General features: G+C 32.5%; 12 protein-coding genes. 5 read left to right on the top strand and 7 right to left on the bottom strand.

All coding sequences use genetic code 11. The features are described 5' to 3' along the window. Window positions 1-14: 14 nt before the first annotated feature. Complete coding sequence (locus tag CX675_RS12370; RefSeq protein ID WP_130735554.1) at window positions 15-857, bottom strand: DUF5777 family beta-barrel protein; 843 nt, start codon at window positions 855-857, stop codon at window positions 15-17. 16 nt (window positions 858-873) lie between these two features. Beyond that, on the bottom strand, window positions 874-1,266 hold the full coding sequence (locus CX675_RS12365) for a hypothetical protein (RefSeq protein ID WP_130735553.1): 393 nt from the start codon (window positions 1,264-1,266) through the stop codon (window positions 874-876). 113 nt (window positions 1,267-1,379) lie between these two features. Here CX675_RS12365 and CX675_RS12360 point away from each other — a divergent pair, with 113 nt between their 5' ends. Next, window positions 1,380-1,718: a cytochrome c gene (locus tag CX675_RS12360; protein ID WP_130735552.1), complete on the top strand. Its 339-nt coding sequence runs from the start codon at window positions 1,380-1,382 to the stop codon at window positions 1,716-1,718. Between the two features lie 21 nt (window positions 1,719-1,739). After that, a complete protein-coding gene (locus CX675_RS12355) occupies window positions 1,740-2,276 on the top strand; it encodes a YceI family protein (RefSeq protein WP_130735551.1) in 537 nt (178 codons plus the stop codon). A 37-nt stretch (window positions 2,277-2,313) separates the two neighbouring features. On the opposite strand, the gene CX675_RS12350 is transcribed toward CX675_RS12355, so the two are convergent. From CX675_RS12350 to CX675_RS12335, 4 genes are all read right to left on the bottom strand, one after another. Next, a complete protein-coding gene (locus CX675_RS12350; RefSeq protein ID WP_130735550.1) occupies window positions 2,314-3,024 on the bottom strand; it encodes a DUF6048 family protein in 711 nt (236 codons plus the stop codon). Then, complete coding sequence (locus CX675_RS12345; protein ID WP_130735549.1) at window positions 3,005-3,538, bottom strand: DUF6452 family protein; 534 nt, start codon at window positions 3,536-3,538, stop codon at window positions 3,005-3,007. The genes CX675_RS12350 and CX675_RS12345 overlap by 20 nt, the downstream gene beginning before the upstream one ends. 20 nt (window positions 3,539-3,558) lie before the next feature. Then, window positions 3,559-4,971, bottom strand: a complete 1,413-nt coding sequence (gene rlmD, locus CX675_RS12340) for a 23S rRNA (uracil(1939)-C(5))-methyltransferase RlmD (protein WP_130735548.1) — start codon at window positions 4,969-4,971, stop codon at window positions 3,559-3,561. Between the two features lie 463 nt (window positions 4,972-5,434). After that, a complete protein-coding gene (locus CX675_RS12335; RefSeq protein ID WP_130735547.1) occupies window positions 5,435-7,774 on the bottom strand; it encodes a fibronectin type III domain-containing protein in 2,340 nt (779 codons plus the stop codon). Between the two features lie 169 nt (window positions 7,775-7,943). Here CX675_RS12335 and CX675_RS12330 point away from each other — a divergent pair, with 169 nt between their 5' ends. Next, the gene (locus CX675_RS12330; protein ID WP_130735546.1) at window positions 7,944-8,813 is read left to right on the top strand and encodes a hypothetical protein; all 870 of its coding nucleotides are present in this window, start codon (window positions 7,944-7,946) and stop codon (window positions 8,811-8,813) included. Window positions 8,814-8,864: 51 nt separating this feature from the next. On the opposite strand, the gene CX675_RS12325 is transcribed toward CX675_RS12330, so the two are convergent. Further along, window positions 8,865-13,454, bottom strand: coding sequence for a PA domain-containing protein (locus CX675_RS12325; protein WP_130735545.1), 4,590 nt, complete (start codon window positions 13,452-13,454; stop codon window positions 8,865-8,867). Window positions 13,455-13,564: 110 nt separating this feature from the next. On the opposite strand from CX675_RS12325, the gene CX675_RS12320 reads away from it, so the two are divergent. Then, the gene (locus tag CX675_RS12320) at window positions 13,565-14,110 is read left to right on the top strand and encodes a DUF1697 domain-containing protein (RefSeq protein WP_130735544.1); all 546 of its coding nucleotides are present in this window, start codon (window positions 13,565-13,567) and stop codon (window positions 14,108-14,110) included. A 115-nt stretch (window positions 14,111-14,225) separates the two neighbouring features. Further along, complete coding sequence (locus tag CX675_RS12315) at window positions 14,226-14,636, top strand: OsmC family protein (protein WP_130735543.1); 411 nt, start codon at window positions 14,226-14,228, stop codon at window positions 14,634-14,636. The last annotated feature ends 15 nt before the right edge of the window (window positions 14,637-14,651 follow it).

Raw genomic sequence — 14,651 nt, 5'->3', positions numbered from 1 at the left:
ATATCATGTAACGTTTAGAAAACTCGCACTAAATTAAATCCAAAAAAGATATCTCCTTTAGACCAATCTCCATAAGCATTAGCCAAATAACCCGTTTCATTCATAGCTTGTGAATTGGTAAAATGCAATTGAAAAATATGTCCTCCTGTTTCAATATCAACTCCTACAGAAAAAGGATTATGAGATAAAGAGCTAGCAGCTCGATTCAAATGAGCTGCATAATCCATTGTTAAAGCCAATCGATTAGACAATTTATACCTTCCTCCAGCCCCTATCGCATACTGACTATTATCTTGATAATCATTTACAACATAATTCTCATGAAAAAAAGTAGGAGCTAACTCTAAAGATAATTTGTCTGAAAACTTCCTAGAAATTAAAATCTGTGTTGTATAATTTAAACGATTCTCAAAAGTTAATTTAGGTAACAAATCTTTATCAAGTTCAGTATTTACAACAATACTATTAAACCCAACAATAGTTACAGGAAAACCATTTTCTTGCTGTGGCATTAATCTATATTTAACTGCTCCTTCATACGATTTTTGAAAACCACTTCTTGAAGCATGAACAGTCAACCAATTATTAATACCATATAGAAACTTAATTTGAGTATTAGCATCGTCCAGTCCAAAAAAAGTATCAATCCCATTTTTTATAGAACCAAAACGATGCGAAACTATAAAATAAAAATCTCCTTTTGCCGCTAATTTAGTCGATTCTAAATTAACAATCTTTAAAGATTTAAAAGCGGATGTTACCTCAACTGTTTCTGATTTTATATCAATTTCAGAAAGTAAATCATCTTGTGCATGCAAACACAAAGGCAATAGCATAGCGAATAAAAATTTTTTCATAGTAATTTTTAGCAATTTATTTAATTATAGATACTTGATCCATTTTGAATTCTTCTAAAAGTTCATCATAACCAATAAACCTTCCTTTAATAGTAATATTCTGGTCTTTTACAATTTCTTGATTTGGTTTTTCCAAAAGCGTAGCAGATAAAACTTCGTCTATAACGATAAGATTAGATGCACTATCAAAAGATGTTACGGTTCCATTAACATCAATTGTCTTGTCTAAATACTTTTCATTTGCTTTATTTTCATCCGTTTTAAAGTCATTAGCTAAGGTTCCAACAGTAATAGAAAAGCTTGCCTTTTCACTACTAATGTCTCTGTGGCTTTTGTAGATATAATTGTAACCAAAAACACCAGCTAAAGCGAGGATTACAAGTATTAAAATCCATTTATTTCTTTTCATAATGTTATTTGTTTTTAACAAAAATAGAATAAAATTTCAATGTATATTACAAAAAATACTATTTTTACTGTAACAAATTACAAAATGCTATGAAGAAAAAATCGATATTAATCATGTCAATTTTGACATTTTCTATCTTGAGTTGTACTAATGATTCTGAATCAGATTTAATCGTTGCTCCTGAAGTTGAAGTAATAACTTATAATAATTATGTAAAAAATGTTATTAATTCTAACTGCTTATTCTGTCATACAAGCCCTCCTCAAAATGGAGCACCTATGCAACTTACAACCTATGAAGATGTAAAAAATGCGGTTTTAAATAGGGGATTATTAGATCGAATTTCAAGACCACAAGGAGCTACTGGCATGATGCCTCTTGGTGGCACTAGATTACCACAAACGACTATTGATGCAATCGTAAAATGGCAAGCAGATGGCTTATTAGAATAATCAAAAAACAATAAAATAATTATGAAAAAAATTGCAGTATTTATATTAATGTGCTTTGTTTTTTTGGGTTTTTCACAAGAGAAAAAAACTACAAAGACTGGTGAAATTACATTTGAAGCTTCAGTTCCTTCTTTTGAAGAAGTAAAAGCCACTAACAAAGGAGTGTCTTGTATTTTAAATACACAAACAGGTGAAATTGCCTCTTTAGCTTTGGTGAAAGGATTCCGTTTTAAAGTGGCTTTAATGGAAGAACACTTTAATGAAAATTATATTGAAAGCGGGAAATATCCAAAAGCTATTTTTAAAGGTAAAATTGAAAACTTTGATGTTTCTAAATTAACTGAAAAAGAACAAAAATTTACCATCAATGGAACGTTAGAACTACATGGAAAAACTAAAAATATTGCTTCAGTGGCTTTGATTAAAAAATCTGGAGATACAATCATTATAGATAATACATTTACCGTAAAACCTGAAGATTTTGATATTAAAATACCAAGTGTTGTAAGCCAAAAAGTAGCTAAAACTGTAGATGTAACTTGTCATTTTAACTTGTAACAATTACCACTTATAAAACTAAAAAAGACAATAGCTATTATTCGTTAGCTGTTGTCTTTTTTATTTCTTTCTTGTTTTTCTTATAAATCGGAATAAAATAACTTAAGGTATAATTAAATCCAGCACCAAATTTTCCATCATAAGTTCTATTAAAACCTGGGATAAACAAATTATCAAAATTATCTGGCTTCTTATTGGACACCAAATAATTTAATCGCAAGGAAAAACCTAAGTAAACATTATTAAACATTTTTGCTTTTACACCACCTACTACTTCAATCCAACTGGCATTTAAACCACTAAATTTCTGATTGGGATATATGGTGTTTACTCCATAAAAATTAGCAGCATCATAAATTGTATATGAATTTAATTGTTGGCTAAACGAACTAAAACCGTATCGCAACCCTATATGAATTAAATTTTCCATATCGAGCCAGTTTTCGTAGGAATTAAAATCGAAACCCGCCTTAAAATAGGTACCACTAGTTGTAAAATTAAATCGGTCATCGTCTACCGTTTTTTCTTCATTTCCTAATTCACCAGCAACATAAAACTTCTTGGTTAAACGATAAGCCCCTTCTAATTCTAACCCTTTGTAATTAGAATCATAAAATGATTTTGCTAAGCGATGCAAATCGACACCCACGCGCAATCCATAACGCTCAGGATATTTTTTAATTGTATCTTGAGCTATACTCTGCAAAGTAAAAAGAAGAATGAGTAGACTAGAAAAATATTTTAACATGGACTTCGGTTTCGTTATCAATTGAGGTATTTTCTACATTTATAGCTTGTATCCAATTTGCTGGTAAACCACTACTTATAAGCCCTGTAGCATTTGTAATTTCAAAATTTGTTTTGTAACCACAGGCTCTCGAAATATAAATTTCATTTCTGGTATACTGAAAAGTAAGTACATCACTAGCTTCATCTACCGCATCTTTATTTAATGTTAAATTAAAAATCGATTCATCCACTGTTGTACGTAAGGGTAAATAAATTTTGCTCGTATTAAATAAGTAACGTGTATCGTCATCTTCTTCTAAAGACTCATTGGCTACTAATTTATTTCCTGTAACTGTTTCCTGAACAACTAAATCAGTAACACTTTTTAGTTCTGTAGGAGCTGTTATGTCATAAAACTCAACAACAACTCTAGGTGTTGTAGGTGTACTTTCTGCACATAAATCGTCTTTTTCACAATTCCAGAATGAAATTAAAACTAACAAAGTAAGTGCTATGTAACTTATTTTTTTCATCGTATCAATTTAGTCCTTTTCTATCTTTTTTCCAAAAGTACAACATTTTCTACATGATGTGTTTGTGGAAACATATCTACTGGTCTTACCCGCACAACTTTGTACATTTCATCGAGTAACGCTAAATCTCTAGCTTGCGTAGCACTATTACAACTAACATACACTACACGTTGTGGGGCAATTTTTAAAATTTGAGCCACCACATCTTTGTGCATTCCATCTCGTGGTGGATCTGTAATAATAACGTCTGGATGACCGTGTGTAGTTATAAAATCGTCATTAAATACATTTTTCATGTCTCCTACAAAAAACTCACAATTGGTTATATTATTGCGTTTTGCATTTTCTTTCGCATCAGCAATCGCTTCTGGGACAGCTTCAACACCAATTACTTTTTTCGCTTTTTTAGAGACAAATTGTGCAATCGTTCCCGTACCAGTATATAAATCATATACTAATTCTTCACCTGTTAAACCAGCAAATTCTCTAGTTATTTTGTATAATTCATATGCTTGATCGGAATTCGTTTGATAAAACGATTTGGCATTAATACTAAAATGCAACCCTTCCATCTCTTCTAAAATATAGTCTCTTCCTTTGTAAAGCTTAATATCTTGATCATAAATGGTATCGTTAGGTTTCCCATTAATTACATATAATAAAGAGGTAATTTCTGGAAAACGATCTGCTAAGAAGTTTAATATTAATTCTCTTTGTGCTTTGTCTTCTTTAAAAAACTGAAGTAGCACCATAATTTCTCCTGTAGAAGCCGTACGAATCATTAAGGTACGCAACAAACCTTCTTGTGCTCTAGGATTGTAAAATTCTAATCCATGAGCGACTGCAAATTCTTTAATTTCGTTTCGAATCGCATTAGAAGGATCTTGCTGTAAATGACATTTTTCAATATCTAAAATTTTATCCCACATTCTTGGAATATGAAATCCTAAAGCGTTTTTATGTTCAAAAGTAGCGCCACTTCTCACCTCTTCATCGGTCATCCAACGCGAATTAGAAAAACCAAATTCCATTTTATTGCGATAGAAAAATTGTTTTTCAGAACCTAAAATAGGTTCAAATTCTGGCATTTCTATTTTACCAATGCGTTTAAGATTGTTATATACTTCCTGATTTTTATAGAACAATTGTTTGTCGTAGTTCATATTTTGCCATTTGCAGCCTCCACAAGCTCCAAAATGTTGGCAAACTGCTTCCACTCTATCTTCAGAAAATTGATGAATAACAGTAGCTTTACCTTCGTAATAAGCTTTTCTTTTTTTCATGGTTTGCACATCTACCACATCACCTGGAACTACATTAGGTATAAAAATTACCTTACCATCTGGAGCTTTTGCTACCGATACACCTTTTGCACCTGCATCAAGGATTGCTACGTTTTCGAATACGATTCGTTCTGTTCTCTTTTTTCCCATAGCGCAAAAATAAAGTATTGCTTACATTTATAGATATACTTTAAGAAAAAAATATCGTTTTTTATGGTTTTACTAATAGATGATCCCTAAAGGATTTGTCTTTTTATTGCCAATATTTTTTTGGTATCCCAATAGAATTGCATCTGCTTCGGCTTAAATACTCAAAATCTGAATAGAACGACACTCCTTTCTGACTAGATTTTCGAAATCTGAGTAGAACGACACTCCTTTCTGGCTAGATTTTCGAAATCTGAGTAGAACGACATTCGTTTCTGACTAGATTTTCAAAATCTAAGAAGAAATTCGTTTAAAAAAATCTTTCAGAGAAGAATATTGGACATTTTTAGGAATATTTGAAATGGATTATAATGAAAATTATATTTTTCAATACTCACTTTAAAAAATAAAACCCGACAAACAGTATCGTCTTATCGGGTTTTAAAGTAAAAAGAGAAATTACTATTTAAAATATAATCTTCTTAGAAAGGATTTTCCCTTCTTTTGTTTCGGTTGTAATCAATAAGATTTGATTGTTACTTTGAATTCCTTCAATTTGAACCGAAGTTTGATTGATATTTTCTTTCTGAAATACTACTTTTCCTGTGATATCATAGCCTGTTACTGTTTTAATTTCTTCTGAATAAGCTACAGATATAGTTTGGTTTGAAGTGGTAACTGTAATTTCAGGTTGTTTTTCAAATTGTTTTTTAGCCAATGTATTACAAGAATAGGAATAGTTTACCACTAGTTTAGGCGCTTTGGCTGAACCTCCTTCAAAAGAATCGGCTACACGTTTCGCAGATGTATTGGTCAAACTTACTCCTGTTCCTTTTATTTTAAAAGCGATGGCATTGCCGTTTTGCCAGTTGGGTTTATTAATACAATATTGTACCAAATTAACTAATGAAGGGGTACGTTGTCCAGCACCACTTTGATTTGTTGTTGGCCAAGCCACTGGAGACCAACTCACCGTGGTTGCATAATAATTTCTTGAGCTAACGCCATAAGACAAGGCTTCCACATATTCGGTAGCATTTTCTGTATTTTCTACTGCTATTTCTAATTCGCAGGTAGCACTATTCGCTTCGTCTACTGTAAACTGAATGTAAGCACTGTTAATGATTGCTCCTTGTGGAATGCGAATATCAGTAAAACGCAATCCAATATTTTGATACAATAATCCGTTATAACTGTCGTACGTTAATTCTAAATCGGAACTATCTGTATATAATCTTCCATCTTGTGCTTCTTCTACATCATCGTCACCCGTAAGAATAGAAAAGGTTTCTGTATTGGTGAAATTTTCAACATAAATATAGTGTGACACAGAAGCTGTACGATTACTTCCATCAGTAGCAACTACAGTAACAGTGTGTATTCCTGCTGAAAAGTTATACGTAAATGCATACGGAGCTATAGCATCAGAAGTAATATAATTACCATCAATATAAAGTTTTGCATCTACAATACCACCTCCATCTTCAATGACATTTACATTTACGGCTATCGCATTACCATCATCATAACATTGTCCGTCAATAATGTTGGTTAACTCAATTTGAGGTGCTGCCTGATAGGTATTTTTAAAAATTTCAACTACAGCGCCATTACTAGGGTTCCAAACATCTAAATTAGTGGGTAAAGTAAAGGGATTTGAATTAGAAACAGAACCTACTGTATCTGCATTATCTATTTTAATGGTTCTGGCTTCAATTTTATTTTGATCCACAAAAATAAGCTTGAATTGATTAAACGAACCTGAATTTCTAGTCCAGCTTTTATTGTCGTCATTAGCTCGTAAAGGTGCTCCCCAACAACCTTCACCAAGATAAACGGTTCCGTTATTATCATCTCTTACAAAACCTTCGTCATTACCTGGTTGTGTCGATGGTTTTAAAGGCCAAGTTGATTTTACAGTATGCGAATCGCAATCCACTACCATTCGCACTTCATTATTATAAAATGTTTGCGCCCAAGCGTTATACACACTCGTTCCTTCAGATTTAGCGGCATTGTGAGGACGCATCGGTTTATGGTATTGCGCTCCTTTCCAAATGACATTCGTATTATTTTGTAAATCGTTGTTTAACCATGTGTTTTGGTTACCCGTTACCGAAATTTCAGAATTTAGTGAATACATTCGTATTAAATTAGCTCCAAAAGTGATCGCATAATACGAATCGGGAGTAGGCGTATCAAATAGATTATAAATAGTAGATGCTCCTTCATGATTTCCTCTAGCGGGAATAATAGGAAACATTCTTCCATCTGTAGCAATAGTTAACTGCCAATCATCAAACCATTCTTTCCATTGAGTATCATTGTCACTATCTGTCATATCGCCTCCAAAAAACACCGCATGTGGTTTTAATTTAGCTACTAATTTATTTGCTTTTTGACGTGGTGTTCTGTTATTTCTAGAATCGCCACCAGCAATAAAAGACAAACGACTTAAATCATTGGGTGCGGTTTTAAACCAAAAACGCTGACTGGTTCCTTGACTGTCTTTAATTACAAAATAATAGGCTGTATTTGCTGTTAAGCCAGAAATTCTAGAGAAATTATTATTCATTCCTCTATAAGTTATTGCTCTATCTACAGTTTTGTTATTTGGATAGGAATTCCAATTGGTTCCAAAATCGGTTGTACCATAATACACCATTGGGTTAGTCCCAGAAATTTGGTTCCAAGCTATAGTAATAGTAGTACTTGGATTATCTGATAAGATAATACGGTATTTATCATTGTTACTAAAACTGGTTAGATAACTCAATAATAAAAATAAAAGGTAGCTTTTTTTCATGATTGTTCTATTTGTTTGCTATGTAAAAGTAAGCGGATAATCAAGAAGTATCTTATATTGAAAAAAACTTAATAATTTTATAATAATCTTAAAATTTATTTAACAAAATAGACATATTTCAGTAATGTTTTAGAAAAATCAAAAGTGTATCATTGCTTTCAAAAAAATAATGAATTCTAAAAGCATCTTTGTTCTTAAACTATCTGTATTTACCATTTTTCTAGCCCGAGCCTATCAGCATTTTTTTTGGGATATGCCTTATAGAGCTATTTTATGGTATGAAGATTTAATGCGTCCTGTATTAAATTGGTTTCAAATTGATTGGGAAGATTTTGTAAGTGATACTACCACAGACACGAACATACAATTCATTATCAAAAGTATTGGAGTGCTTTATTTTATTGTTTCAATTTTAGTACTTTTTTACCATCAAAATTCAAAAAAATGGCATAAAGGAATGATTATTGGTATTACCGTTTGGCAGTTTTTTGTTGTGTTTCTATTTACCAAAGAATCTTTTTTTCAATTAGGTCAGTATTTTGAGCACAGTTTGCAATTAGGATTACCCATCTTGTTATTATATATTTATTCTAATTCATTTTCGTTACCAAAAGCACTCGTTTTTTTAAAAGTGCTGATAGGAATTACTTTTCTCTGTCATGGATTATATGCTTTAGGTTTTTATCCTGTTCCAGGAAATTTTATAGATATGACTATTTCCATTTTAGGTTTTTCTGAAGCACATGCCAGAACTTTCTTGTGGATTGCTGGTGTAATTGATTTATTTATTTTACCCCTTTTATTTATTAGAAAAATAACAAAAATAACTGCTATTTATGCTGTTTTTTGGGGCTTTTTAACTGCCTTTGCTCGAATTGTGGCTAATTTTTCAATAGATTTCCCTTTTGACACAATGCATCAATATGGTTTTGAAACAATCGTACGTTTATGTCATGGATTAGGTCCTTTACTCATCGTTTTACTGCTTCCCAAAAAAAATAATGTTTTAGAAAAAGTAAGACAACAACTATTTTTATAAATAAAAAGGCTATCTCTTATGATAGCCTTCTTCTTATTTAATAATTAGATATTAATAAACGATCTTTTTAGTAACCATTTTACCATTTTGATCGATTACTTTTACAATTAAAGCTTGATTGCTTCTTAGAATTGATGCATTAGTATATGCTCTCGAATTAATATTTTTACTATTTAATAGTACTTTTCCAAGTATATCATAAACAATTATCTCATTGATGAAAGAGGAGGATTGTATGTTAATTCCATTTTGATTTGTAAATACATTGATGGTCGTTTCGGTGTCAAAATCGGTAGTATTCAATGCACTGTTTTTATAAACAATTTCAAATCGATTATCAAAAATACCTGCTTGAGAAGAAAATTGATAACCTCCTGATTTCAAATCATGAATTACGTTAGTCATTTTGTCCTTTAAGAAAATATCTTGTGCATCAAACAATCCGTCAAAATTTTCTAATGCAATGGTATAGGTATCTGGTTCATTAGCCATAAAACCTAAAGGCACTACATCTTGGTCAGTAAAAGGCATACTTCTTCCTTGGATTACATAGGCTTTACTATTAATTAAGTTATATAGCTTAGAATTAGAGTCCTCTAATGTTAATCCGTCTATAGAAGAATCTACATTATTTGTAGCGCCATTCATATACCCAATTAAAATTTGATTAATAGGATGATTTGATGCATTTAGATTTAACCAAATTCTATGTTTCTCTTGATTTGTTGTGGTGGATGCTCTAAAAAACTGAGTAGAAGATATAGCATCTCTTCTCATTTCGTTATTAAATTCAACAGAAAAAGCATCTAGCGAACTTACATAAAAACCTTGCCCTACCTGAATAATATTGTTTGGTGTGGCTCCACCAGCTGCGGCTGCAACACCTCCTAAAAGAGTATAGGAAGCAAAATTATTTACAGGGTAAACACCTCCTACTGCTGGTGCAGTATGTGTCCAATAATATAAAGCTCTAACTTTAGCGTTTTTTTGAATAAATTCGTCTGCATTTATAGGAGATGCATAAGGATTGCCCACTACATTAAATCCTTTACCAATAGGATAGGTACAAATTCCATTATTAGGCACACCAGTAAACACACCATTATAAGGCGCTGGAGTGGAAGCACTCCAATTATTGTCTACACGAATAATATATCCTTTAGCTGTTATAAAATTAGTAGTCGGATCTACTGTTTGATATGCCGTAGGTGTTGTTGTTCCTGTGTATAAATATTCATAAAAGCGATTGGGTAAAGTATTTGGTGAAAAAGCTAATAATTGTTGCCCTTGAACTGGTGAAGACCAAGCCGTATAATCTAATCGAACCATAGGTGCAGAATTTCTTTTTACAATTATGTTGCCCGTATTAACGGCATGTTTTGCATATTGAATTAAGGCCGCATTATTCTCGATAGTTAAGGTACCTGTTCCATTTACGGTAATATTATCTCCAACTCGTAATGTATGACCTGAATTAAAAACTACATTAGTTCCTGTATTAATCACTACAGAACAAGCATCTAAACTAGCCGTTGAATTATAATTTCCAGCAAAAACAACAGCCGTCTTAGGACTAGGCACTCCGTTAGACCAACTAGAACCGTTCCAAGTTGTTGTAGTAGCTCCACAATACCAAAAATCAGCTGAAAAAACACCTCTACCATATGTCGCTGCAAAAACACTAAATTTCCCTGGATTATTCAAATCTTTTTGGATATCCATGTCTGTTACTTTTACATTACTCATACCATTATAAGATGGTCTCCATACCAAAGCCTGATCATTTGTAGCAGAAGGATCAAAAGTATTCGCATACCAAACTCCTAAATCAGTTCCAATCATTAATTCGTTTGAAGCTAAAGGGTTTTGAATGAAACATTTTACGGGTAAGTCAGGTAAATTTCCTTCGATATTAAACCAATTAGTTCCTCCATTTGGGGTATACCAAACATTGGTAACACCATAATTATGAAATGTTACAAAAATCTGATTTTCATTAGCTCCAAATTCTATATCTGATACACTTCCTATAAAATTTGGTCCTGAAATATCTGTCCAAGTAGGCGTTCCATTTGCATTAGTTACGCGTAATAATTTACTATTTATAGTACCTACAAATAGTTTAGAAGAAGCTGTGGTGTAAGGCGAAACTGTTAAAGCCGTAGGAATTCCGGTTAATAATGCATTTGTTAAACTAGTTCTTGAGGCTGGTGCTCCTCCTAAAAAGTTAGAAATTCTTCTAATTTGAATGGCACCTGTTCCATAATCATAAAATTCAGAGTAGACTATATCCTGATTAGAATCTAGAGCCATCGCTGGATAAAACATACCAGCTTGCGTTGTCTCTAAACTTTTAGTACTATAAGCTCCACCAATACCGCGTCTATTCATACTTTGATTGTACACATAATTTGTGATATAATATTTATCACCATCTTGCGATGCTAAAGGAATACCACCGTCTCCTCCTTGTACTTCAATACTAGGATTAATTCCTGCTGTAGCCCCTGTATTTGAAGTGGTTCCTGCTGCAAAATAATTAGACCCATTATCTTGTGCTCCAGCAACAAAGAAATCACCAGAAGTACCTGATTGTCCTAGAGGTGCAACCGCTAAACCAACAAATTGTGTCACATTAAAACCTGTATTTCTTGAAGTTATATTTGCTGTTGTGCCAGTAGCAAGAGATAAATTAGGACAATAATATATCCCACCGTCATTTCCGAATAAAACTGTTGTTGGATTATTTGGATTAAATACGATTGCATGTTGATCTGAGTGTACTAAATTAGCGCTACTCCAATTGGAGATTTGCGTCCAAGAAGAACCACTATTAGTAGATTTAGCTAAATTAATTCCTCCTGCTACAATAACAGCATCATTGCTAGGGTCTGATTCTAATACTAAATCATAAAAGGCTTGAGCTCCTGTAAACCCATAGGTTGTAAGACGCGATTCGCCAGAAGCTGGTGGTAAAGTAACTGAAGAAACAGTACCAAAACCGTTAGTGGTCATTTCTAATTTCACTTCTATTGTAGGCGAACTAGCATTAGCTTGAGACAATTCAGATAAAATATAAAACTTATCTGGATTAGTATTTGATGCTTCCAATTCTACTCTTGCGCCTCCTCCATTTCCTGTAACCGTATGTACCAATGTAAATGTAGTACCTCCATCAGTAGAACGAAAAACCCTACCACCTCCATCTCCATAAGTCCAACTATTCGTTGAAGAGACCCATACACGTCCATCGGTTCCTATTTCAATATCGTTAGGACAAATTGCATTTCCATTAGGTGTTAAAGGAAACGTAGCTTTTGTCCAGGTTTCACCACCATTAGTCGATTTATATACACCAAAAGTGGTTGGAGAAAAATAAGTATTCGCCCCTATTCCTCCGTAATATCCATCACCTAACGCAACAAAAATTTCTGTAGTTCCAGCATTATTTCGAGTAACAACATCATTTACAACTTGAACACCTTGCACTTCTAAACCAGAAAACTCTCCTTGGATTGGTGGATTAATTGTTCCTGTCAAATTAGTTAAGTTTGCCATTAATAAATCGCCATCTTCCTTAGAGACCATAATAGCAGGTATTGTTGCTCCTGAGCCATCTCCAGACATAGTAAAAACGCCCGCACCAGCAGCATTATTCATAATAATCGCAGCCACAGCACCTGCATTTTCAGCCATTACTACTTTAGATTCAAAAGAACAACTTCCTCTTCTTATTAAAGCAATTTTACCACTCATTGAATTTGCTGGCAAAGCAGAACAAGCATCTTCAGTAGGTGCTACACCATCATTTACCAATGCTATTGGGGCTGTAATAGGACTTATAGGTGTGTTCCCAAAACCAGCCAAGCCTGTTGTATAATTTCCTATCACTGTAGCATTTGAAGGAGTGATAATTTGTAATCTTTGTATTTGATGATTTACAGATGTAAGTGTTCCTCCTCCAAAAACTTGAAACCAAGATAAACCTGCATCTAAAGTTTTCCATACTCCATTTCCGTTAACATCTCCAAAAACATACGATTCTCCAGTTCCCACATACCAAATATTAGTATTGTTTGGGTCTATGGTAATATTTTGCACATTCAAATGTTCAGGTAAGGGCATTTTAGTCCAACTAGAAGCAGCGCTTGCAATGTTAGTGTTTTTCCATAAACCACCACTTACTCCACCAGCTATAACCGTTATACCATCTGCAGTATTGGTATCTGTTGGGTCAAAAATTAGGGCTCTTGTTCTTCCTCCTACATTATTAGGTCCTCTTTCTACCCAACTATTATCCGTTCCATCTCCTGGAATTCTCATAGTAGCAGCTAGCAACTTATCGTATTCCATATCTTTTCTGATTTGAGAAATATTTTCAGGAGTAGGTCTTCCTATGTAAGGATTCATTTCAAGCAACCATTCTTGTTCAAAATATTTATTTGGTGGTAGTCCAGCTGCTTTTCTTTCAGCTTTTGATAAATTAAATACTTTTTTAAAAGGGTTATTCTCCAAAAAAAGTTCATGCTTTTTTCTAGCATCTTCTATTTTTGAATTTTCAGCTATTTCTTTTGGTTTTTGGTTACAAGATATAGCTAATAAAAAAAATGATACTAAAAAAAGTAGTATTCTTTTATTCATAAGGATTTGGGTTTAAATAATAAACTAAATTAACAAAAATTATATTATTTCTATAAAAATTATTAAAATTTAATTTATATATTTTTGCATAAAAAATAAACAAGAAAAAGATGACAATTCATTTAGCGCTTTTAAGAGGTATTAATGTTTCAGGCCACAATATGATTAAAATGGATGCTTTAAAAAAAGCATTGGAAAACATTGGTTTAAAAGATGTACAAACATACATTCAATCTGGTAACGTCTTTGTAAAATCGGAAGAAACGAATGCTGCTGCAGTAGGTTTTCAAATTAAGCAAGAAATTTTTAAATGTTTTGGACATGAGGTACCCGTTATTGTTATTCACAAAAAAGATTTAGAAGATTGTTTCTCAAATAATATATTTCTAAAAGAAAAAGAAATTGACACCAAGAAACTCTATGTCGCTTTTCTTTCAAAAACCATTACACAAGAAGCAATGAATGACCTAAAAATGAGTCAGGTAAAACCTGATGAATGTCAAATAGATGGTAATAAAATTTTTATAAAGTATGATAAAGGTGCAGGAAAGACTAAATTTGATCAAAAATATATTGAAAAAAAATTACTACTAACTGCCACTATTCGCAATTGGAACACGGTTACAAAATTACTAGAATTATACGGAGGAATATAGGCTTAAATATTATACAAAAGTTAATTCTTTTTTAAATCTTACTTATAGCAATGTTAATCCTTCTTTTTCACGTTTTATTTTAAGTAACTTTAAAGAATAACATAAAAAAAGTAACATGAAAAGAAATGCAACAGCCGTTTGGAACGGAGATGTAAAAACTGGAAAAGGAACAATTTCAACACAAAGTAAAACTTTAGACAATACCCAATATTCTTTTAAAACTCGTTTTGAGGATGGTGTGGGTACCAATCCAGAAGAATTAGTTGCCGCTGCACATGCTGGGTGTTTTACCATGCAATTATCGGCATTTATTGGAGAAAAAGGCTTTACAATTGATGAAATTAAAACCAAATGTGATATTACACTAACAGAAGGCACAATAGTTCAATCGTATTTAACAGTAGAAGCAAAAATAAAAGACATTTCCAATGAAGAATTTCAAGAATTGGTCACAAAAGCGGAAGAAAATTGTCCAATATCGAAATTATTGGATACAGAAATTACATCAACAGCCACTTTAGTATAAACCCAATTATCCCAA

Source organism: Flavobacterium sp. J27 (assembly GCF_004303025.1).
GTDB lineage: Bacteria > Bacteroidota > Bacteroidia > Flavobacteriales > Flavobacteriaceae > Flavobacterium.
This window is presented reverse-complemented; position numbering and strand designations above follow the sequence as displayed.